Source organism: Psychrobacter sp. Rd 27.2 (assembly GCF_001921755.1).
In the GTDB taxonomy this organism is placed as follows: Bacteria; Pseudomonadota; Gammaproteobacteria; order Pseudomonadales; family Moraxellaceae; genus Psychrobacter; species Psychrobacter celer.
Genome location: NZ_MRYB01000003.1, coordinates 20,566 through 43,397, shown reverse-complemented (window position 1 = coordinate 43,397; position 22,832 = coordinate 20,566). Strand labels below are relative to the sequence as shown.

The following is a 22,832-nucleotide window of genomic DNA, read 5'->3' as shown; positions in this document are numbered from 1 at the left end:
TTGCCCAGCTTTCGTAGTGTTTTGTAGCAAATATCACAATGGCCCAATCGGCTTTGATTGGGCCATTTTTTGTTGTTATGATAGAGCACTACTACGCGGCGAAAAAGCGCAGGCTGTCCAGACACCAATCCCATCATAGATTTTGCTCGGCTTAATCTACTCAAATGTGCCATGACATAGCCCGTGCTTTTATCCTGCGCCTCCCTCCCCTAATAATAAGGACAATCCCATGGCTTTATCACTGAACAAAGGCGGTAACTTATCGCTCACCAAAACCGACCCAAACCTAACCAAACTGCTCATCGGTCTTGGCTGGGACGAGCGCGCTACCTCTGGCGCTGAGTTTGATCTAGACGCCAGTGTGTTTTTATTAAATACCGCGGGCAAAGTACGCGGCGATCATGATTTTATTTTCTACAATCAGCTCAAATCTGACAATGGCGCAGTGGAGCATACTGGCGACAACCGTACAGGCGAAGGCGATGGTGATGATGAAGTCATCAAAGTAAACCTCACCCAAGTCCCAGCCGATATCGACAAAGTCGTGGTCACGGTCACCATTCATGATGCGGCAGCACGCAATCAAAACTTTGGTCAAGTGGCCAACGCCTTTATCCGCGTCGTTAATGAAGAAACAGGTACAGAAGTCGTTCGCTTTGACTTAGCAGAAGACTACTCGGTCGAGACCGCCATGGTGTTTGGCGAAGTATATCGCCATAATGGCGAATGGAAATTCCGCGCTGTCGGTCAGGGCTACTCAGGCGGCTTGCAGGCGATGTGTCATCAATATGGCGTCGATATCTAATTTTGAGTATAACCCTCTACCCTAGCGATCAGACAGTCATAGCGCACTGTCAGACACGATGATACGCACAAATTTTGGTTGCAAAACAGTCACAATTTTTCATCGGCAAACGACTAGCAATACTTTAGGTTTCGTTTAAAATTATCCATAAAAAGTGGTTAGCGATAACCACTTTTTTGCAGTTTGTGCCTATAATAGGCCGACCTTAGCTTTACGCAACCAGACAGGATGTGTCATGAGACATTTTTATTTAGACTTTATCTTTACCATTATTGCCCTTGCAATCGCGGCATGGTGGGGATATTCACACGGCGGTATGGGCGGTATGATAACCACCCTATCTATTACTGCTATTTTGGCCGTCATGGAGATTTCATTATCATTTGATAATGCGGTGGTCAACGCTTCAGTCCTCAAAGGCTGGGACGAATTTTGGAAAAAAATCTTTTTAACCGTTGGTATTTTAATCGCCGTATTTGGTATGCGTTTGGTATTCCCAATCGTCATCGTTGCCGTCACTGCTGACCTTGGTATGATGGAAGTGATCAATCTGGCGTTGTATAACCCAGAAGAATACTCTGCCAGACTCATGGCACACCATGCAGAGATCTCTGCCTTTGGTGGTATTTTCTTATTGCTGGTGTTCTTAAACTTTATCTTTGATGATAAAGAAGTGCATTGGTTTGAGTGGTTAGAGAGCCGTTTGGTAAAGCTGGGCAAAGTCGATGCCATGAGCGTGTTTGTGGCGCTGATCGTTTTGATGGTTGCGGTATCGTGGGCCAGCGCTGAGCAATCAGCGGCGGTATTAATCGCAGGCATCTGGGGTATTCTTGTCTATCTTGGTGTCCAAGTGGTATCAGGTATGCTCGAGGGCGATTTGGAAGAAGAGCTAGAGCACGAAGGCGGCACCTCAGGATCTGAGGCCACCAGCGCCATCATGAAAGGCGGTATCATCGGTTTCTTATACCTAGAAGTCCTTGATGCGTCGTTTAGTTTTGATGGTGTGATTGGTGCCTTTGCCATTACCAATGACGTGATTGTGATTATGCTTGGTCTTGCCATCGGTGCGATGTTTGTCCGTTCGATGACTATCTTCTTAGTCGATAAAGGCACGCTTGATGAGTTTGTCTATCTAGAGCACGGCGCGCATTATGCCATCGGTGCTTTGGCCATCATCATGCTATTGTCGGTGAAATTCCACGTGCCAGAGCTGATCACTGGTCTTATCGGTATCGCCTTTATTGGTTGGGCGTTTGTGGCATCACTTAACTACCGTAAACGCCAAGCACTTGAATAACGCAGCCGTGTTTAGTGTCAGCATTCGATTTCATTAAGTGGTCAAATGACAGGTTATATCAAGCAATTGGTATAACCTGTTTTTTATGTGCGATTGCAGACTTCACTCATTATCTAGCGTGATATCCAACCTTATATCGTTAATCTATTTTAAAACCGGTACCGTCCTACTGGCATTAAGGTGCTCACTATCTCTAATGATGTTTACTTCCCTGCCAGCATCTTCTGAAGTTTTGCCAACACCACGCCATAAAGCGGTAAAAAAATACACACGCCCATCACTATTTTAAACAGATAATCCATCGCACCAATCTCAACCCAGTGCGACGCCATAAAAGGATCTGGGCTTTTATAAAAAGCGATGGCAAAAAAGCAAAAGCTATCGACCAAATTGCCAATAAACGTCGATGCAAGCGGTGCAACCCACCAGATACTCAAGCGGCGCAGTTTATTGAATACTTGGATATCTAGCAGCTGTCCGACCACATAAGCGCTAAAGCTGGCAAGAACAATGCGAAAGACAAATAAATTAAAATCCAGCAGATGCTCATGACCAATAAATTGACCATTTGAAAACACCACAGAAAAATAATAAGAAATCACCAGCGCAGGCATCATAGAAAAAAAGATAATACGTCTGGCTAAATGCTGACCAAAGATACGCACGGTCAAGTCAGTAATCAAGAATATAAAGGGAAAGGTAACAGCGCCCCATGTAGTGATAAAGCCAAACAGCTCGACAGGTATCTGCACTAAGTAGTTACTACTGGCGATGATAAAGATATGCAGGCTGACCAGCCAAAATAGCGCGCGGCGATAGCGAATGGGTTCGATCGGGGTTGTCAAAACAGTACTAATAGTCATAAAGCGGCCTTTTTTTACAGCAGGGTAGAGGGAACCTGAGCGCGCTATTATAAATGATAATCAGATAAATAGCGAAACGACGATGGACATGGTCATAATCTCAATTTTTTGTAGACAGAAAGATATATGTTGTATAGTCACACAAAATACGCCTTGCTTACTCAGCAATCGCTTAGTATATTAGACGTAATGATAGGCAGGATATGGCGTACAGGTCGATTTATTGATCTTTTGTGCTCAGATAGCCACGACTGCCCTATTTTTAACTTATAACACCAAAAACCCTTAATTATTAATTCATAGGATATTTATATGGCTATTAGCTTAACAAAAGGCGGCAACGTAAACTTATCAAAAGAAGCGCCAGGCTTGACCAACATCACAGTCGGTCTTGGCTGGGATCCGCGTGCGACCGACGGTCAAGAGTTTGACTTAGACGCCATCGGCTTTTTGTTGAATGAAGCGGGTAAAGTTCGTAACGATCAAGACTTTATCTTCTTTAACAACCTAAAGTCAGACAACGGCGCGGTCGAGCACACCGGTGACAACCGTACTGGCGAAGGCGACGGCGATGATGAAAAAATCAAAATCAACCTAGCCAATGTCCCAGCGGATGTTAGCAAAGTCGCCATCTGTGCCATCATCTATGAAGGCCAAGCTCGTAACCAAAACTTCGGCCAAGTGGGCGACGCTTATATCCGCGTGGTCAATGATAATGGACAAGCCGAAATCGCTCGCTACGACCTATCAGAAGACGGCAGCACCGAGACGGCTATGATCTTCGGTGAGCTATATCGTCACAACGGCGATTGGAAATTCCGCGCGGTTGGACAAGGCTTTAATGGCGGTCTTGGCCCATTAGCGGCTTCTTATGGCGTAAATGTATAACGCCATCGTTTAACCTTATCTGGGTTTAAACTTATCAAGATCTAAACTTATCAAGGTTTAAATCTATCAAAGTTTAAACCCTCCATCGTCGCAGTCACCATCTATGCAGTTACCATCTATATAGGACTGCGGCAGCAAATAAGCCATCAAGTGTGCTCATTTTTCACATTTGATGGCTTTATGTTTATTACGCAGCATAAAGATGATCTATCAGCCCCTGTGACATCGTCTCTATCAAAAAGATTAAAAGAAGGATTTGCCCCCTATGGCCGCGACATTTAGCTTAATCGGTACCATTGAGCCTTTTTTGCACTGCAATCTAAAAAAGGGCGACTCTATTTATTGTGAAGCCAACGCCATGGTCATGATGGAGTCCAATCTTGAGTTAAAAGGCAAACTACAAGGCGGGCTGATGCAGTCGTTGATGCGCCGCTTTGCCAATGACGAATCCCTATTTCAGCAGCAGATAGAAGCGACGGGCGGCGAAGGAGACTGCCTGCTTGCACCAACGCTAGATGGCGATATGCAAATCATCGAGGTTGGCAAGCAGCAATACACACTCAGTGATGGGGCTTTTGTCGCCGCGCAAACAGGCGTCGATATCAGAGCCAATATCCAGCGCAACCTTGGCGGCGCAGTATTTGGCGATACCGGCGGCTTTATGGTGATGCAGACCCAAGGCCAAGGTCAAGTGGTGGTATCAGGTTTTGGCTCGCTGTTTGAGATTGAGGTGACACCAGACAAAGACGTCATCATCGATAATGGTCACGTAGTCTGCTGGGACTCAAACTTAGACTATAAACTGTCGGTGTCGACCAGTAAGAAAAAAGGCATCATGAGCAATATCATCAACTCCGTCACCAGCGGCGAAGGTATGGTGCTAAACTTCTCAGGTAGCGGCAAAGTCATCATCTGCTCACGCAACCGTGACAGCTACCAAGGCTGGCTACAAAGCATCCTAGGCACTAGCTCAGGCGGTCGCGGCGGCGGTGGTGGCTTTTTAGACAATATCTTATAGCGCGGCGCTGTTCGTTTTTACTCACAATTATTATAAGGACAATCTCATGGCAGTTAATCTACAAAAAGGGCAAAAAATCTCTTTAAGCAAAGAAGCTGGCGGCGAGCTGACACAAGTCAAACTGGGCCTCGGCTGGGATGTGGCACAAGGGCCTCAAGCACAAAAAGGCGGGTTTTTGGGTAAATTGTTTGGCGGTGGTAGCGGCGGCGACTCTATCGATCTTGACGCCTCTTGCATCATGTTCGATAGCAGCAAACAAGCCGTCGATGCGATTTGGTTTAGCCAGCTAAAATCAAAAGACGGCAGCATCGTCCATACAGGCGACAACCGTACTGGCGATGGTGATGGCGACGATGAAGTCATCAACGTCGATCTCGCGCGCGTCCCAAGCAATGTGACGTCACTGGTATTTACGGTCAATAGCTTTACCGGTCAGACGTTTGAGACCGTCGAAAATGCGTTTTGCCGTATCGTCAACGCCAGCAACAACGCTGAGGTGGCGCGCTATAATTTATCCGCACAAGGCGGCCATACTGCGATGATTATGGCCAAGGTCTATCGTCATAACGGCGAGTGGAAGATGCACGCCATCGGCGAGACTGCCTCTGGTCGTACCTTTCATGACTTGATGCCTGCGATTACCCCGCATGCTTAATAGGTACTACTTCCATTTACTATAACTGTTTTTGTTTACAAAAAATCAGCCCGTCTATTTATCATAGACGGGCTGATTGATATTTGAATACGGATGCTTCAATACTGATACTTGAGTATTGGGTGGGACTTGAAGATTGGAATTAGGTCTTACTTACGTCCACGCTTCCAGCTAAAGCCCCAATGAAAGGCCTTATCCATTTCTTGGTGACCTTTAAAGTATTGGTTGATACGCTCGACATTGATGCTGCCTTGCTGATTGACCAGTCGCGCGATGGCACACATAGGCAGGTTGCCGGTGCCTTCTGTCAGACGAGTCTCAATCGGTGGCTGCTCTGGCACGTGAATGGTCACCACCCCATCGGTTTGGGCCCAGTTTGGCACACCCTCATAAATAAAGGCAAAAATAAACACCTCCTCAATCTGCGACCACTGTTGGCCATTGATATCGAGCCATTCACCGCCACTCACCTGCCCGGTTCTATCATCAGCGCGTAAGCACACATAAGGCGCCGACTGCAAGCTACCAAAGCGATTGCCCAGTGCTTGAATCAGGGTTTTTTCGCCATTTTTTAGATGAATCATCGCACCGACATCCAAATCGATGCCGCCAGACTTATGCTGCTTAAACAAGTCACCCAACAGTCCTTTTTTGGGCGTTTTTTGATCGGCATTTGGCCGCTGGTTCCAGTTGAGATTGACCGCGATTTTGCCAAAATTGTCGCGTTTTTTTAGATTGATGCTGGACTGATTTTTGGTTAAGGTGATTTTGTTTAAATTTACCGTAGGACTGGCGGGTATCGGCGGCGGGGTGGCCTGAGCAGGTCGATTGGGTTTTTGTGTATTGATCGCTTGTGCTTGAGTTGCTGCTTGGCTTGGGGCTGGCGCTTCATCGGCAATCTCGACCCCGAAATGCTCAGATAATGGCTTGAGACCGCCATTAAACCCCTGCGCGATAAAACGAAACTTCCAACTACCCTGCCGGCGGTAGCATTCGGCCAATATAATGGCTTTTTCGGGGCGGCCAGTACCGCTTAGCTGGCAGGTCAATAATACTTGGCTACCCTGCAGTACCTGAATATCCACATCACCGATTTGCGCCAGCGTTTGCTCGCTAGAGAATGCTAAAGCAATCTTGTCGATATTGGCAGGCTGAGCGGGCAAATTGATATCAAAAAACCCATCGCTGTCATGGCCGCGAAAGCTGACATTGCCGTCGTCGCTGCGGGTCTGGCCATAAAATATCATGTCGCCATCACCGCGTACCTTGCCATCGCTAGTTAATCGATAAGCGGCGCAATCTACCGCGTTTTGGCTTATGATACGAATACTGATATGGTCATTGGGTAATGGCGCGTTGGCACCCGCCACCAATTGTTGCGGTTGGTTTTGGCTCATATTCTGTCCTTCTTATAAGTAATAATGCTTATTTTTTATTGCTTAATGGATCATACTAGTGCATGTCTGCATTTCAAAATGGTGATAAAAATGAGATAAATTGCGGTCAAACAAGGAAAACAGCGCCGTTAGTATCGGGATATAAACCCGCTATTTGACGATGTTTGGCAAGATTTGGCCATTTTTAGCCCGTTTAGATAGCTATCGCGTGAATCGAAGACACGCCTTATACATTGCCCTATAGTAGCAGTCAGTTGAAAATAAGCCCAGTGCTACTGATATTAAAGTACGCTCACTATCCCTATGCCATAAAATGCTGATAAATAAAGCTCTGATAAATAAAGTGCTTGAGAAACAGTGACGATCGAATCACGATATTATCCCCCTAACCCTTAGCATCTGAGAGACTCATGAACAACCCTGTAAACGCTACTCATCACTCAGCGCCCCTAGCCGTCTGGTTGGCTGAAGGTCAATCCAGCCAGCGCGATATGCTCGTTAGCCTGCAAGCTCTAAAAACCAAAACGAGTGCACCACTGCATATCATTGCTTCACATCGCCATGATAGGCCTGAGATCTTTGCGCTGGCCGATACGGTGTATCGTGAGCCTTTAACGTCTGCAAGTGATGTTCCTAAGCAAATACCTCCTTTTGATGTGCCGCGCTGGCAATTTGTGCTCGAACAAGCCCAGCAGCAGCAGGTCAAAGTCCTTTTGACTGGGCGCAACAGCATAGACTACGAAGCAAAGCGCGACGCGTTTGCGGCGGCTGGCATCCGCCTACTGACAGGGGCCACCAGTGTCGATGCCCTAGCGTCTATTGATGATAAGTTTGCCTTTATGCAGCACTGTCAGGCGCATGACATTCCTGTGGCCGAGGCGTGGCGGTTTGATACCCTAGCCGAGCTTGAAGCATTGCTGGAGAAATACGGCGATCAGCCGCTGTGTGTTAAGCCGGTCACAGGTATTTTTGCCCAAGGGTTTTGGCGGCTTGATACCGGAAAGGCAGCAGCTGATCTTTATGACAGCTTTGAGCATCTGTACTTTACCGAAGAGAAAAAAATCAGCACCAAGCAGTTTTTGCAGGCATATAGCCATAGCCAGATGGTGCATGAGCGCCCTATCCCTATGCTACTGATGCCCTATCTATCAGGCCAAGAATACTCTATCGACGTGGTGTGTGAATACGGTGAGGTGCTGGCGGCCGTTACACGCCATAAGACAGGAAAAATCCAGCATGTCGGCTACGATCAGGACGTTATGGCAGTGGTGACTCCATTGATTAGCGCCTTTGGCTGCGACGGTATCGTTAGCGTCCAGACCAAGGCCGATAGCAACGGTCAGCACCGTGTCCTTGAGATCAACAGCCGCCCCTCAGGTGGTATCGGCTATACGGCGCACAGCGCTGTCGACTTGACTCAAATTGGCTTTGGTTATTGGCTGGGTCTGAGCGACAAGCCCAAACTGGCTGACGTCATTGAGCAAATCACTCCCTGTCAGGTGCGCTCTTTGATGACCAGTGTCAAAATTAAATAAAACTGCCGTCTATTACCCTTGATGCAGACCCTTATTTTAAAGACAATTAGGCAACATCAAAAAAGTGGCGGCATAAAAAAAGGTTTTTAGAGCGTACTCTAAAAACCTTTTTGTCTAATGCATGCTTTCAATTTAATTGATTGAGATATTGATTGAGCTGACGACACGCCCTAATCTCATCGGGCTGCAGTATGAGATATCACTCACCAAATACCAGTGCTGCCTTTTGCGGCGCATTTTTAGAAGCAATCACCCACAGCAAGCTTAGGACGATGGCCGAGCCGATAAAGATAAGCATCGATGACATAAAGGCGTCTGAGCTGCTATGCGCCATAGACATCATCTCACCTGTATGAGCCATTTGCATCTCCATCGCGGCCATACCTGTGTAGTGCATCCCGCACACCGCAATACCCATGATAAAAGCACTGCCAAAACGTTGTAGATTGCCGCGCAGATTAAAGGCCAACCATAGCGCAGCGATCGACGCGGCAATGGCAATCGCAATCGAGGTGAGCAAAAGCGGGGTGTTATAGGACATGGTTGCGTCCATCTGCATGGATGCCATGCCCGTATAGTGCATGGCGGCCACGCCAAGACCTGTCAATATTCCGCCGCCGAGCAGTTTTGCCACACTTGGTACACCGCGGCCAACGATGACCACACCAACCGCCACAAACAGTACCGCTAGCAGCATCGACACAATCGTCAAACCCAAATCATAGGTCACTGGCATCTTCATATCCACGGCCATCATACCGATATAGTGCATCGACCAAATCGCACCACCGATGGCGAGCGAAGACAGCGCTACCCAAAAGTACAAGTCATTGCCAGGCTTAGCAGACGGAACTCGGATGGCCAAGTTTAGACCAACATACGAGCCAAACACAGCGATGGCATACGAGACAAGCACCAACATCAGGTTATATTCAACTTCTATCATTTTTTCGCCCTTTACATTTTTATAAACAGTGTGCCCAAGCCATTTAAGCCACTTAAGATGTGTACGAGTCGCCGTACTTGAGACGCTCATTACTTTTTTGTCATTGGTGTTATTTGACCCATGAGTGATTTTTACCAGATAGTAAACTCGCAAACATGGGTACTGCCCGCACCGCAGCTGGTTTCTTCTGCGCGCACTCTACCTACCGCAGGATTGCTTGCCAAAAAGCCTTCTATATACCCCACCACAAAGTGGCAGCCTGAATGCGAATGCTCGGATGACTGACAAAACGGACATTTCACCAAAGTAATGACATGGTCACGGGCCTTGATTTTAGAAAACACTTTGAGTGCAGGCACCAATTCGCGGCTGATGGCAGCAGACATCTTGAGCGGACTACCAAGCGCATAGTCACGCTGATAGATACCGCCGCCAACCTTGCGGCCCAGCTCATGCATGGCACTGACGCGTCTTTCGGCCGGCAGACTGGCTTTGTACTGAGTGACCACCTCGGCTATGTCTGGATACCGCGCACCGATAGCGGCCAGTACGCTTTTTTCGTCTATTGTGGGCGCAGTAGGTGCCGATGGTATCGGAGCTACAACCGGCGCCGCCGCCTCGCCTTCCTCAATTTCCAGCTTAAACAGCGTACACCCGTCGATGGCAGACAAGTCAGCGATCAAATCCGCTTGTGTCTTCGCGCCTTGGCTTTTGGCCACCACCTGTATGATGTTGCCGCCATTGCTTGACGGCTCTTGTCTTTGTGAGACAAGCTGATAGCCAGCTTTGATCAATGGTGAAATCACATTGACCAAACGGATGCGTTCCGAAGCGGTTTCTAGTGCACAAGAGAATCTCAACGCTCACTCCTTTTTAACAATACAGCCAAACTTTTTCGTGCTGAGTTATTTTGGTAAACTGCAGCGCTGATTAGGTCACCAAAATATCGCCAGACGTATAACTGTTTTGCGACTTTTTTAACGTATCAATCAGCAATAGCAGTATTGCCAGCGAGCACATGGTTTTTTATATATTAGCTGCTCAAAATCTCGTTACCATCTGGTTACTTTACAGAAGTAATTTTGGCTGCATTATCAATGAATACATATTGCCTCGCAAGCAGATAGCCGGCATTGACCGATAAATGGCAAGATTATCCGATAGGTGGCTAAACGCTCACGCGGAGGGTGGGCTTATTGTTTAAAAACCGCCATAAGGCTTGAATGCCATGGCTTTGGTGAGGATTTGTTATCATTGGATACGTGGCGCAGGTCAGGCATTATCACCTTTATCGTATCGTGGCTACCATTATAGGCGGCGGTTTCTTTATTAATCGCTAAGACTAAGACGAATAAATATGTGAATATTACAACTGAAACATGATCAATAAAGAACTCGCTTTTTGGTTAAAAAAACGGTCAAAAAACAGCCAAAAAATGACAGCGCCCGACCGTCATCATAGATATCTACAAAACCTAAACGGCGACCGCTGATTTCAGTTATCATGCGCCTATGGTTAACCTACAATCAATCGAAAATAAAGCACTTATATACATTTAAACGCGCTGATGCCGCGCAAAATGAGTGCCAGTCGCACATGACATAAAGTGTGCCAATGTAAGGCCTCCGTGTGAAAATTCAGTATAAAAACCAAGTATAAACCTAAGCATATTTGAATAACCCTAAAAGGAAAATGAATGCCAAAGCAGCGTACCACCATCGAGCTACCTCGCGGTACCCTTGATCTCACGTATCAAACCAATAGCCATAACCGCAATGCAGCGTATCAATTAAATGACTTATTGGGCTTTGCCCAGCGCATCAATCCTAAGCGCGCATTTTTGTTTGTCTCAAAAGTCTTAGGTCGCCATATTCCTGTCGCTCCCAGCACCATGCGTACCGCTTTTACTGATTTGGCCGCGTTGATTCCCAGCCATTTGCCCGAGCCTATTTTGGTGATTGGTATGGCGGAGACGGCGGTGGGCCTATCAGCAGGCGTGCATCAAGCGCTGCAAACCCGCTACCCCAACGCGCTACTGCTCAACTCCACCCGTCACGCCCAGCATAGCGCTGACGCCGCACCTAACGACAGCGCCTGCCTGCTGACGACTTTTAGCGAAGATCACAGTCACGCCAGCCAGCACTTGATTTACCAAAGTGCAGATCAAGCGACGCAAGCGCAATTACTTGCGAGTAAAACGCTTATTATGGTCGATGACGAGGCCTCGACAGGCAACACCTGCGTCAATGTCGTCACCGCCTTACGTCACGCTGGACTTAGTCAGTTAGCACAAGTACATCTGACCACGCTGGTTGATTGGTCACTCAATCAACAGCAAGCAACCACGGATACCGCGGACGCTATATCTAGCCGTCTGCCTGATATTGATTTTTATCGTCATCACTTATTGTCTGGCGCGTGGACTTGGACAGATGCCCCCAATCCTGAACCGATTACGATGCCAGCAGTCGATACCACCGAAGCTGGTAGCCAGCCATTAGGTGACACCGGCAATTGGGGGCGCTTCCCAACGCTCGATAGTACAGAGGGGTTTGATCGTTATTTGGCGCACTTCCAAACGGTATTTACACGCTTTCGCGAGCAGATATCACCCAGCCTGCCTCAGTGGCCTGCGCGTATATTGGTATTAGGCAGTAATGAGTTTGTTTGGTTGCCGTTTTTGTTGGCAGAGTGGCTAGAAAGCCAAACGCAGACTGCCGTCAACAGCGCAGCCACCGTCAAATTTGGCGCGCTGACACGCTCGCCGATTGCTCTTGGCGGCGCGATCAGTACGATGCTAAGCTTTCGTGATCATTATGGTCTTGGCATGACCAACTTTGTGTATAACGTCGAGCCAAAGGCGTGGGACTTGATTGTACTGTGTGTGGAAACTGCGGCTGATAGCGTCGATGAGATGTGGCAGGATTTAGACAATGTATTGATAGTAGGTGGTAAAATATGAGCACGATGTTTTTTCAGCCCAGCCCTCATATTGTCAAACCCTACGCCCTTATGGATTTAGACGATACGCTGTTTCAAACTCAGCGCAAAATTGATGCATGGCATCTGCCTACCGCTGCGCCTGAAGATTTGGTCTGCGCCTCCGTCAACAAACAAGGCGAGCCGCTGAGTTTTATGAGTCAACGGCAAGCGGCGTTCTTTAATTGGTTACTTGCCAGCACTGAGCTGATAGTGGTCACAGCCCGCGATCGTCATGAAATCAAACGGGTAAAACTGCCGTTTGATAGCTGGCAAATACTCACCCACGGCGCGGTTATTTTAAGCCCTAATGGCGAGCCACTAGGCGCATGGCAGCAGCATATGTATGACGCACTGTTGCCTCTGCAAGACAAGCTGGCGCAGCTAAGCGCGGTATTTACCAAGCATGCGCAGAGTGCCAGTAGCCATTTAGTGTTTACCGCGCATCGCGACCGCTTTGGGCGTGGCAGCGCTCATCAGGACTTGATGATTTATCTGGCGATCAAGCATGGCCAAAAAGACCATCAGGCGTTGGCAGCGCTGGCAGAAAAACTGCCAACGCTCATACGCGGCTTTGAGAAAGACTTTTATGTCCATGTAAATGCCAATAATTTAGCCATCCTACCGCATGCGGTACATAAGCGTCATGCCGTGCAGTTTTTATTAGCGCAGCACCTAGATGCTCAGCGTCCTAGCTTTGGCTTTGGGGACAGCTTGGCCGATTTGCCATTTTTGCAGCTGCTGGACTGGTATGGCATGCCAAATCACGGTCAGATGCATGACAATATTAGCCGCTAACGGCCTGTAGATATCGTGAATAATGACAATCGCTTATATAAGTAACTATCTTTATGACCCATCCTAATATGCAAACATTCGCACAATACGGCTCAGGCAGTTACCTGCCCTCTGATGTTACCGTACTACTCGACATCGTCGACAAACAAGCAGTCGCCGATGTCCCTGTCAGCCAAAAAGAAGCGCTGATCCAAAGTGGCCAGCGTCATTACTCTGATATGCTGACACTAGAGCAGGCACCGACCGCCATGCATGAGCAGCTGTATCAGCAGGCACTAGCGCAGGGTGCAGATAGAACGGCAAGCGATATCGCTAATTTGGCTTATACATTGCACGATATCTTTGGGCAGACAATGGATAATGAGCAGCCGCTGGTACTGGTCAGCTTAGTGCGGGCAGGACTGCCCATCGGTGTGTTATTGCAGCGTGCCCTATCAGATGATGACAGGTCAGATAGCGATAGCAGCTACGCTTTGCCTAGTGTACATTATGGTATCAGCATCATCCGAGATCGCGGGCTTGACCCTGTCGCGCTGCAGATGATACTGAACGCGCATCCAAGCAGCCCGATTGTCTTTGTCGATGGCTGGACGGGCAAAGGCGCGATTTATCAAGAGCTTGAGCGCAGCTTGCGGCCTTTTAATCAACCCAATCAGCCGCACTTTGCCAATATTTTTCATCAAGGCGCAGGCGTCGTCCCCCTACTGACGTTGGCCGACCCTGCAGGGGTGGCGTGGCTGGCAGCAAGCAGTGAGGACTGGCTGATTCCATCGGGACTATTAAACAGTACGGTGTCGGGGCTGATTTCTCGCAGTTTGTATACCGAGCCGCAATCAGGGCTACACCGCAGCGTGTTTTATGAGGAGCTGCGTGCAATCGATCACAGCCTCGCCTTCATCGAGCAAATCGATCGTGCGCGGCAAACCCTCCAGCGCCCCATACGATGCTTGCCGATGCATCAGCAGCCACGCTATCGGACCGCAGGTTTAATCGATAGCATTGCCACCGACTATCACATCACCAACCGCAATCGTATCAAGCCAACCATTGCCGAGGCTACCAGAGCGATACTACGCCGAGACCCTGAGCGTATCTTGCTGGCCTGCGCCGATCATCCCGATACGCTACTATTACGACATTTATGTCATGAGCGAGATATCCATATCAGTGTATTAGGTGATAAAATACTACCCTATCACGCCATCACTCTTATCAAACAACGCAGCAAAGACGACTGTTAATATACATAGTCATATCGCTTATACTAGGGCGTGTCTTCAATGACAACTTTCGTAATTTACGGGTTAAAAATGGCTATATTTATGCCAAACGGTATCTTATTCTTAGCTAATATACTGATATAAGCTGTGAGCTGACCCTAGCTGGACAAAAATATATCTCATTTTTAACCTCATAGTTCCGTTGCAGACGCGTACTAAAGCCAGTTTAAAAAAGCGCTATCCTAATAACATCGCCGCGCTGGTCTATGTTTTTGCTTACTCAGCCTATCATGTGAGAAGTAAAAACATAGACCAGCCGTCCTGTATTGTTTTTTTTGAGTGAGACGATGATAACGTTTTACCCTTTCATTCATCACAACTACGATACCCATTATGTCCGATATACCCAAAAACCAATCAAACCTATACGCGCATACTCAATCTTATGCCCACCTCATCACCGAGCGCCATGCCATGGTGAGACCACATACGCATCACCCTTATCAGCTCGGTGCTAGCCTTTATATGCCGGCCACGCGCCAAGACATCTGGCAGGTCATCAAACGCGACAAGCTACCGACGATTAATAGTATTATCATCTGTCTAGAGGACGCTGTCGGTCATAGCGATGTCGAGCTGGCACTCGAACGCCTACAAGACTTACTAAACACGTGGGCTGAGCATGTCGATACAATCACTCAACCCTGCAAACCAGCGGCGCTAGAATCCCAGCCGCCCGCCCAGCTGCCGACACGCCCCTTGGTCTTTGTGCGTCCGCGTAGCCCAGCGATGCTACAACAACTCGCAGACTACGCTCATATCGACCTTATCGATGGTTTTGTATTGCCAAAAGTGGATATGTATAGCCTGTCCAACTGGCGACTGGCTTGTCAAAATATTAGCAGTACGCAGCTGCTGATGCCGACGCTCGAGACCGCAGCGCTCTTTAATCCGCGGCACAACCAAGAGCTGGCCATCGGCTTTAAAGAAGCCTTTAATCAGCCAGTCTTTGCCCTACGTATCGGCGGCAATGACTTATTTGCCGCGCTGCGCTTACGTCGCCCAAAAAACAGCATCGTCTATGATACCCCTATTGGCACACTGGCCTATCAGCTACTCGGCTGCTTTGTACCGCACGGGTTTTATCTGACAGCGCCCGTCTTTGAGTATCTAGATCAGCCAACGCTATTTATGCAGGAGCTGACCCGCGATGTCAGCTTGGGTTTAGTCGGCAAGACCGTCATACACCCAAGCCAAATTGCGTTGGTGCAGCAGGCGTACTGCGTCTCTCTTAGCACCTTAGATGAAGCACAAGCGATACTGCATAGCGAGGCCAAAGCGGTATTTAAGTACAATAACACCATGCTCGAGCCTGCCACGCATCGTGCTTGGGCGACAGAGATCGTCAACCGCGCTGAGGTGTTTGGCGCGATAGATGATAGCAGTAGCGAGTATCGCGCTCGCCTCTAGAGATTGGGGCGTGTCCTTATGGTAAACACACTGATAAAATCAAGATAAATGACACGCACCTATCAATCAAAAAAGCCGCTACCACAGCTGTGATAGCGGCTTTTTGGGTGTTGTACCAATGCAAACGCTAAGGCAATATTAGACGCAGCACTCTAAAAACTGGCCAATAATGCGATTGACCTGCTCAGGCTCTTCCACAGTGGCGGTATGGCCTGCACCTTTGACAATCGCAAGCTTTGAGCCTTTGATCGCAAAATGCATACGCTCGGCCTTTTCATACGGCGTTGCCGCATCCTCATCCCCTACGACGATCAAGGTCGGCGTGGTAATCGCACCTAGCTGATCGTAAGTACCTAAGCGCTCAATCACTCCCATCGTCGCCTTGATGACGCCGCCCTTACGATTGCCTTGTAGCATCGTGAGCCACTCTTTACGCTCAGACTTGCGCGACTTGTCTGCCAAAAAACTACTGCCAAACATAATCGGCATCACTTTATTACTGACGCGCTTGATGCCCATCCAGCGTATGGCTTTAACCAGCTTACGATACTGCGGCACGTTTTTTGGGTCTTCTGGATCGGCTGACGTCTCCAGTAAGATAAGTGATAATAAACGCTCTGGGGCTTTGATGGCGATACGCTGAGCCACAAACCCACCCATTGATAGCCCGACAAAGTGACACTTTTCGATATGTAGCGCCGCCAGCAAGGCTAATGTGTCCTCTGTCAGCGTATCCATATCGTAGCCTGACTTGGTGATCTGCGATTGACCTTGACCACGAAAATCATAGGCAATACAGCGATAGTGCTCTTGGAAGTATGCCACTTGCTTGTCATACATCTGGGTATTCCATAACAAGCCATGAGCAAACACCATGACTGGTTTTTGCGTATCATTTGGCGCGCTGTCTTCGTAATAAATGTCTGTGTTATTGATATGGATCGTTGGCATAACCACTTCCTTGTCTGATAAATAAGAGAGGTTGGTGACTTATTTTGGGTATTGACAGTTTAGCATATTTGACCTTTATGTAGCCGTGTCTTTAGCGCCCACAAAACTTGCTTTTATAATCAGAACAAGCTGCTATAGTAAGTAATCAAAGCCGCTGATCCACGCCGCCGCCATCTACAAAGGCGGACGCTACAAGCCAATATCGTCAATCGCTATACATGATACCGCGAGATGATAAGTTGTTTTTTGTCGCATCGAGCGGCGTAGGCATAGCACGCCAGAAAAAAGCGTTTCATTGAGCAGCTTGCTAGCCATGTGTCTGATTTAGCTTCTGATTCATCTAGCGATACGATTAGCCAACGTCATAAGACCATTCATATAAGGAAATCCAATGTCATCCTCTCTTGTTGAGTATCAAAGCGAAAACCATATCGCCACCATCACCCTAAATGACCCAAAGAGTCTCAATGCCTTTAGCACACCACTAAAAAAAAGCGTATTGACCGCCCTTGAGCAAGCCGATGCTGATGACGACGTTCGAGTGATTGTCCTACAAGGCGCTGGCGGTAATTTTTCTAGCGGCGGTGATATCAAAGAGATGCTGTCCGAAGGTATCGACAAAACCGTCATCTCAAACAAACTAAAGGGCATGGTCGAAGGCGCAGGCGAAGTCAGCTTAAAGCTACGCCATATTCACAAGCCGATTATTGCTAAATTAGAAGGTGCAGTGGCCGGTGCAGGCATGAACCTAGCACTCACCTGTGACTTTCGTATCACCGCCGACAACGCCAAATTCGTGCAAGCATTCGTCCACATCGGCCTCGTCCCTGATGCAGGCGGTGTATATTTACTAAACCAGCTAGTAGGCCCGGCAAAGACCACCGAGCTTGTGATGCTGGGCGACAAAATCAGCGCGCAAGACATGGCTGAGCTAAACTTGGTCAATCAAGTTGTGGCGCCTGCTGAATTAGATGATGCGGTAGCAAAACTCGCTTCTCGTCTAAGCGCTCTGCCAGCTCAGGCATTATCCAGCATGAAACATATGCTAAACACCCACGCCTACGCAGGGCTAAATGAAGCGCTCGATATGGAAGTACGGCAGCAAGCCATGCTGGCCAAAACCGATGACTTCATCGAAGGTGTCAGCGCCTTTATCGAAAAGCGCAAACCAGTTTATACCGGTCGCTAACCCGCTAGGAAGGCTCTGATAACACTCGAAATGTACTATCATCAAAAAGGCTGCCATCAGGCAGCCTTTTTTGGATGAAATGAGATAACATGGGCTTTTATGAAGAGGTAGCAGCTGGCTTATAGTAATTTGGCAAAGTAAATATCTTGTCAAATACCAAGGTAAATATAAAAGTATATACCAAGAAATACAACAATAACGCCGCCTCCATCATAAAGGCTGCCACTAAACCTACATCGTACCAAAGCATATAAAGTGGCAAGCAAATCAAGACCAGCCCGCCTTCAAACCCAATAGCATGAACGCTACGAATCAGCAGTGTACGCGCTGCCACTTGCCGGCGGCGCTCCCATGCTTCAAATACGGTATTGTATAAAAAATTCCAAATCACCGCCGCCAATGACACCATCACCGCCACTGGTAACGACTCTGCAGCATCACTACCACTGAGCATCATCAATATATAGGTGGACGAGATAATCGCAATGATTTCAAAGACAGTCACATAGACTAGGCGACGTTTGAGTGGGGATAAAGTAATCAACCAAGACTCCAAAGCACCTGAATGATAAGTGCATAATCAAAGTATCGGTCCGTCCCGAGATAGAAAAGAGAAAAAAGCGCAGAGCCACGGTTTCCGCCTGCACTTATATTATACAGAAGATAGTGAGAGAAATCAGCAGCTGCCCTTATCGACCATTTGGTCAGAAGCGCTTATTTGGCGGGTGGACCCCATTGATTGGTTTCAGGCTTGGTATCACTCGCCAAAAATACCAGTAGGATGATAGAGCCTATCAAAGGTAAAATAGAGATGAAAAACCACCATCCTGAGCGACTGGTATCATGCAGCCTGCGCACCGTCACCGCCAAGCTTGGTAAAAACAAGCCAAGTACTACTACGATATAAAACAGCCCTGTTTCTGCATCAAATATCATGCTATCTAACATCATCGCTATAAACAGTAAACCCATTTGCACCAACACAAAATACCAATATTCTTTACGTCGGGCACGACCAGAGAAGTTGCTATAGTTTCTAAGACATTTTTTAAACCAATCGAGTATGCCATAGCTCACTTCGGCACTATGATTGTTCACCGCAGCATCTGGCAAGGGTGGTGGCGTTACTTTATCGAGCATATTTTTATTTTCCATAGGGTTTGTCTTCATGTATCTGTAAGGGTTAAGTCACCAACCAAAAGTTTGACCAGTTCACTAAAGTATAAACTCCAAAAAAAAGTTTGCAAACTATTCAAAGTATTTTATTTTCATAAAAAAACCCCGCATCATCACGATACGGGGCTTGTTTTCAAAAAATTAAGAAGCTTTCGAATGGAAAACTAGGTCAACTGAGCAACGTTAATCTTATCCGCTTCTTCGGTGTACTCTTCCATACGATCGAAGTTCATGTACTGATACACTTCATCGCCCATGCTGTTTAGCATGCCAGCATACTGCTGATACTCGTCGTTGGTAGGCAGTTTACCCAGTACCGCGGCCACTGCTGCAAGCTCAGCTGACGCCAGATAAACGTTGGCGCCTTGACCGAGACGGTTCGGGAAGTTACGAGTCGACGTCGATACCGCAGTAGATTTCGGTGCGATACGTGCTTGGTTACCCATACATAGTGAGCACCCTGGCATCTCAGTACGAGCGCCGGCTTGTGCGTAGACGTTGTAGTAACCTTCTTCCATCAACTGGCGTGCATCCATCTTAGTTGGTGGTGCGATCCATAGACGCGTCTTCAGGCTTCCTGCTGGTACGTCTTGTAGCAGTTTACCTGCCGCGCGGAAGTGACCGATGTTGGTCATGCACGAACCGATAAATACTTCATCAATGGTGTCGCCAGCCACGTCAGCTAGAGTCTTGGCATCGTCTGGATCGTTCGGGCAGCAAAGGATTGGCTCTTTGATCTCGCTCATATCGATGGTCATATCGATGGCGTATTCTGCATCGTCGTCAGCACGCATAAGGCTTGGGTTAGCAAGCCAGTCTTGCATCTGCTCGATACGGCGGCTGATGGTACGTGCATCGCCATAGCCTTCAGAGATCATCCACTTAAGTAGGGTGATGTTTGAGTTTAGATACTCAGTTACCGACTCTTCAGATAGCGTGATGGTACAACCAGCAGCACTACGCTCAGCGGAGGCATCAGATAGCTCGAACGCTTGCTCAGCGGTCAAGTCTTCTAGACCTTCGATCTCAAGGATACGACCGTTAAACTCGTTGATTTTGCCTTTCTTATCAACCGTCAAGTAACCTTCCTTGATGGCTTGATAAGGGATGGCATGGACGAGGTCACGTAGGGTGATACCAGGCTGACGCTCACCGACGAAACGCACACGAACAGACTCAGGCATATCTAGCGGCATCACACCAGTCGCGGCTGCGAAGGCTACCAAACCAGAACCCGCTGGGAACGAGATGCCCATTGGGAAACGAGTATGCGAGTCGCCACCAGTACCAACGGTATCTGGAAGAAGCATACGGTTGAGCCATGAGTGAATGATACCATCACCTGGACGTAAGCTAACGCCGCCGCGGTTCATGATAAAGTCAGGTAGTGTGTGCTGCGTCTCAACGTCAACTGGCTTTGGATAAGCGGCCGTATGACAGAATGACTGCATGACAAGGTCTGCTTGGAAGCCCAAACATGCCAAGTCTTTTAGCTCATCACGGGTCATTGGACCTGTGGTATCCTGAGAGCCAACGGTAGTCATTTTTGGCTCACAGTACATACCTGGGCGTACGCCTTCTAGGCCACACGCTTTACCGACCATTTTTTGTGCAAGGGTAAAGCCTTTACCGGTATCGGCTGGCTCTTCTGGTTTCGCAAATACGTCTGAATGACCCAGACCCATGTACTCACGCGCACGGTTAGTCAAACCACGACCAACGATCAATGGAATACGGCCACCAGCGCGCACTTCGTCGAGCAAGGTTGGCGAGTTTAGTTTGAACTCTGAGATGATCTCGTCTGAGTCATGCTTGGTGATTTTGCCATCATGTGGATAGATGTCAAACACATCGCCCATGTTTAGCTTATCAACCGCCACTTTTTCGATTGGCAAGGCGCCAGAGTCTTCCATGGTGTTAAAGAAGATAGGAGCGATGTTATTACCAAGTACCAGACCGCCGCCGCGCTTGTTTGGCACGTTCGGGATGTCTTCACCCATCAGCCATAGTACTGAGTTGGTCGCAGACTTACGGCTAGAGCCGGTACCGACAACGTCACCAACATAAGCGAGCGGATGGCCTTTTTCTTTGAGCGCTTCGATCTGCTTCATTGGACCGACCACGCCTTCTTCGTCAGCAGTGATGCCGTCGCGAGAGTTTTTGTGCATGGCTAGTGAATGCAGTGGAATATCAGGACGGCTCCACGCGTCTTGCGCAGGAGATAGATCGTCAGTGTTGGTCTCGCCTGTGACTTTAAACGTCGTATAAGTCGATTTTTTTGGTACTTCTGGGCGGTTCAAAAACCACTCAGCGTCAGCCCAAGACTGAATCACTTCTTTTGCGATGTCGTTACCCGCTTCGGCTTTTTCAGTCACGTCATTGAACGCGTCAAATACCAGCAAGGTTTTCTTTAGTGCATCAGCTGCTTCTTGAGCAACCTCTTCATCATCAAGCGCGGCAACCAATGGCTGTACGTTGTAGCCACCTTGCATGGTACCTAGGATTTCGACCGCTTTTTTCTTACTGATAAGTGGAGATGAGGTTTCGCCCTTTAAGATAGCAGCCAAAAATGCAGCTTTAACGTAAGCAGCTTGGTCAACGCCAGCAGGAATACGGTTTTCTAGCAGGTTCATCAAAAACTCATCTTCGCCTGCTGGTGGGTTTTTTAATAGTTCAACCAATTCTGCTACTTGCTTTTCATTCAGTGGTAGCGGTACAGTTCCTAGCTCGGCACGTTCTTCGACATGTTTACGATAAGCTTCTAACACAATAGTCGTCCTCGTCAGTTGGGGTTAGCACAATACGTGGGAGTCAGCATGACCGCCTGCGTCTGTGTACTAGATGAAATAATTATCCGTGCAATCATAGCTTAAAACGCTCTAAATGTTAATGGCTATGGCTTTAAAAGGCTCAGAATAAGGCCATATTGGACATTTATTATAAAAATAGTACCATCAATCAGAGGACTGATTATTTCCTTATCCGTCTAAAGATGACCGGCTGTCTTAGAGGTCATTTTTTGCCCGTATAATCAACATAAATGACATAACAATCGCGCTTTTAAAAATACAGATGGCCGCTTATAGAGCAACACAGACTTGAAAAAACTGCGCATACGCCTAAATACAAAACACGGCAAAAAATCTCAGAGATAGCAAGTTAAAATATCCATACCACATACAATAAACAACAGGGACGACCACAATATGGCAGACAACACCGCTTACCAAAACGGCCTAAAAGTACGCACTGAAGTGATGGGCGAAGCACATGTCAAACGCTCATTAGATAACGCCACTGGCTTTACCCAGCCGCTACAAGACTGGATCATCGAGCATGCTTGGGGCAGTACGTGGCAGGATGACTCGGTATTACCGCGCAAATACCGCTCCTTAATCACCATCGCCTTTTTGGTCGCACAAAAAAGCCCGACCGAGCTAAAAGGCCATATTCGCGGTGCCATCAACAACGGGGCGAGCGTTGCCGAGATTCGAGAGGTATTGATGCACAGCTTGCCCTACTGCGGCGCGCCTGCCACTCAAGAAGCGTTTCGCGCTGCCATAGAAATCTTAAATGAGCTGGACATTGATATAGATATTTAAAACTATGGTGATAAGACATTTCATAGTACTCTTAACGATATT

20 protein-coding genes are annotated in these 22,832 nt (G+C 47.8%); 12 read left to right on the top strand and 8 right to left on the bottom strand.

The features are described from left to right. The first annotated feature begins 229 nt into the window (after positions 1 to 229). Both BTV99_RS03935 and BTV99_RS03930 read left to right on the top strand, forming a co-directional pair. Positions 230 to 805, top strand: a complete 576-nt coding sequence (locus BTV99_RS03935) for a TerD family protein (RefSeq protein ID WP_075101072.1) — start codon at positions 230 to 232, stop codon at positions 803 to 805. A 235-nt stretch (positions 806 to 1,040) separates the two neighbouring features. After that, positions 1,041 to 2,102 carry a DUF475 domain-containing protein gene (locus BTV99_RS03930; protein ID WP_075101071.1) on the top strand — a complete coding sequence of 354 codons (1,062 nt, stop codon included), beginning with the start codon at positions 1,041 to 1,043 and terminating at the stop codon, positions 2,100 to 2,102. Between the two features lie 203 nt (positions 2,103 to 2,305). Here the strand turns inward: BTV99_RS03930 and BTV99_RS03925 are convergent, their stop codons facing one another. After that, the gene (locus BTV99_RS03925; RefSeq protein WP_075101070.1) at positions 2,306 to 2,965 is read right to left on the bottom strand and encodes a 7-cyano-7-deazaguanine/7-aminomethyl-7-deazaguanine transporter; all 660 of its coding nucleotides are present in this window, start codon (positions 2,963 to 2,965) and stop codon (positions 2,306 to 2,308) included. 312 nt (positions 2,966 to 3,277) lie between these two features. Here BTV99_RS03925 and BTV99_RS03920 point away from each other — a divergent pair, with 312 nt between their 5' ends. From BTV99_RS03920 to BTV99_RS03910, 3 genes are all read left to right on the top strand, one after another. After that, on the top strand, positions 3,278 to 3,853 hold the full coding sequence (locus BTV99_RS03920; RefSeq protein ID WP_075101069.1) for a TerD family protein: 576 nt from the start codon (positions 3,278 to 3,280) through the stop codon (positions 3,851 to 3,853). Positions 3,854 to 4,118: 265 nt separating this feature from the next. Then, the gene (locus tag BTV99_RS03915; RefSeq protein ID WP_075101068.1) at positions 4,119 to 4,871 is read left to right on the top strand and encodes a TIGR00266 family protein; all 753 of its coding nucleotides are present in this window, start codon (positions 4,119 to 4,121) and stop codon (positions 4,869 to 4,871) included. Between the two features lie 46 nt (positions 4,872 to 4,917). Beyond that, positions 4,918 to 5,526 (top strand): TerD family protein, encoded by a 609-nt coding sequence (locus BTV99_RS03910; RefSeq protein ID WP_075101067.1) that lies wholly within the window; start codon positions 4,918 to 4,920, stop codon positions 5,524 to 5,526. Between the two features lie 149 nt (positions 5,527 to 5,675). Here the strand turns inward: BTV99_RS03910 and BTV99_RS03905 are convergent, their stop codons facing one another. Beyond that, complete coding sequence (locus tag BTV99_RS03905; RefSeq protein ID WP_075101066.1) at positions 5,676 to 6,923, bottom strand: TerD family protein; 1,248 nt, start codon at positions 6,921 to 6,923, stop codon at positions 5,676 to 5,678. Positions 6,924 to 7,333: 410 nt separating this feature from the next. Between BTV99_RS03905 and BTV99_RS03900 the strand changes: the two genes are divergently transcribed. Then, entirely contained in the window at positions 7,334 to 8,458 is a 1,125-nt protein-coding gene (locus BTV99_RS03900) for an ATP-grasp domain-containing protein (RefSeq protein WP_075101065.1), read from the top strand. A 199-nt stretch (positions 8,459 to 8,657) separates the two neighbouring features. On the opposite strand, the gene BTV99_RS03895 is transcribed toward BTV99_RS03900, so the two are convergent. Continuing rightward, positions 8,658 to 9,404, bottom strand: coding sequence for an MHYT domain-containing protein (locus BTV99_RS03895; RefSeq protein ID WP_075101235.1), 747 nt, complete (start codon positions 9,402 to 9,404; stop codon positions 8,658 to 8,660). A 131-nt stretch (positions 9,405 to 9,535) separates the two neighbouring features. Next, the gene (locus BTV99_RS03890; RefSeq protein ID WP_075101064.1) at positions 9,536 to 10,264 is read right to left on the bottom strand and encodes a hypothetical protein; all 729 of its coding nucleotides are present in this window, start codon (positions 10,262 to 10,264) and stop codon (positions 9,536 to 9,538) included. Between the two features lie 837 nt (positions 10,265 to 11,101). On the opposite strand from BTV99_RS03890, the gene BTV99_RS03885 reads away from it, so the two are divergent. The 4 genes from BTV99_RS03885 (at position 11,102) to BTV99_RS03870 (ending at position 15,872) form a co-directional block, all read left to right on the top strand. Continuing rightward, positions 11,102 to 12,367 carry a phosphoribosyltransferase domain-containing protein gene (locus BTV99_RS03885; protein WP_075101063.1) on the top strand — a complete coding sequence of 422 codons (1,266 nt, stop codon included), beginning with the start codon at positions 11,102 to 11,104 and terminating at the stop codon, positions 12,365 to 12,367. Next, a complete protein-coding gene (locus BTV99_RS03880; RefSeq protein WP_075101062.1) occupies positions 12,364 to 13,182 on the top strand; it encodes a hypothetical protein in 819 nt (272 codons plus the stop codon). Before BTV99_RS03885 ends, BTV99_RS03880 begins: the two co-directional genes overlap by 4 nt. Positions 13,183 to 13,250: 68 nt before the next feature. Continuing rightward, a complete protein-coding gene (locus tag BTV99_RS03875) occupies positions 13,251 to 14,423 on the top strand; it encodes a cysteine protease StiP domain-containing protein (protein WP_372046417.1) in 1,173 nt (390 codons plus the stop codon). Positions 14,424 to 14,795: 372 nt separating this feature from the next. Then, positions 14,796 to 15,872 carry an HpcH/HpaI aldolase/citrate lyase family protein gene (locus tag BTV99_RS03870; RefSeq protein WP_083608515.1) on the top strand — a complete coding sequence of 359 codons (1,077 nt, stop codon included), beginning with the start codon at positions 14,796 to 14,798 and terminating at the stop codon, positions 15,870 to 15,872. Positions 15,873 to 16,010: 138 nt separating this feature from the next. On the opposite strand, the gene BTV99_RS03865 is transcribed toward BTV99_RS03870, so the two are convergent. After that, on the bottom strand, positions 16,011 to 16,823 hold the full coding sequence (locus BTV99_RS03865; protein WP_075101060.1) for an alpha/beta fold hydrolase: 813 nt from the start codon (positions 16,821 to 16,823) through the stop codon (positions 16,011 to 16,013). Between the two features lie 391 nt (positions 16,824 to 17,214). Here BTV99_RS03865 and BTV99_RS03860 point away from each other — a divergent pair, with 391 nt between their 5' ends. Beyond that, on the top strand, positions 17,215 to 18,012 hold the full coding sequence (locus BTV99_RS03860; RefSeq protein WP_075101059.1) for an enoyl-CoA hydratase/isomerase family protein: 798 nt from the start codon (positions 17,215 to 17,217) through the stop codon (positions 18,010 to 18,012). Positions 18,013 to 18,109: 97 nt separating this feature from the next. On the opposite strand, the gene BTV99_RS03855 is transcribed toward BTV99_RS03860, so the two are convergent. The 3 genes from BTV99_RS03855 to acnB form a co-directional block, all read right to left on the bottom strand. Further along, a complete protein-coding gene (locus BTV99_RS03855) occupies positions 18,110 to 18,556 on the bottom strand; it encodes a PACE efflux transporter (RefSeq protein ID WP_172953061.1) in 447 nt (148 codons plus the stop codon). Between the two features lie 170 nt (positions 18,557 to 18,726). Next, on the bottom strand, positions 18,727 to 19,167 hold the full coding sequence (locus tag BTV99_RS03850; protein ID WP_256713725.1) for a DUF805 domain-containing protein: 441 nt from the start codon (positions 19,165 to 19,167) through the stop codon (positions 18,727 to 18,729). A gap of 185 nt (positions 19,168 to 19,352) precedes the next feature. Next, complete coding sequence (gene acnB, locus BTV99_RS03845; RefSeq protein WP_075101058.1) at positions 19,353 to 21,956, bottom strand: bifunctional aconitate hydratase 2/2-methylisocitrate dehydratase; 2,604 nt, start codon at positions 21,954 to 21,956, stop codon at positions 19,353 to 19,355. Positions 21,957 to 22,394: 438 nt separating this feature from the next. Between acnB and BTV99_RS03840 the strand changes: the two genes are divergently transcribed. Further along, the gene (locus tag BTV99_RS03840) at positions 22,395 to 22,790 is read left to right on the top strand and encodes a carboxymuconolactone decarboxylase family protein (protein WP_075101057.1); all 396 of its coding nucleotides are present in this window, start codon (positions 22,395 to 22,397) and stop codon (positions 22,788 to 22,790) included. Positions 22,791 to 22,832 lie beyond the last annotated feature (42 nt).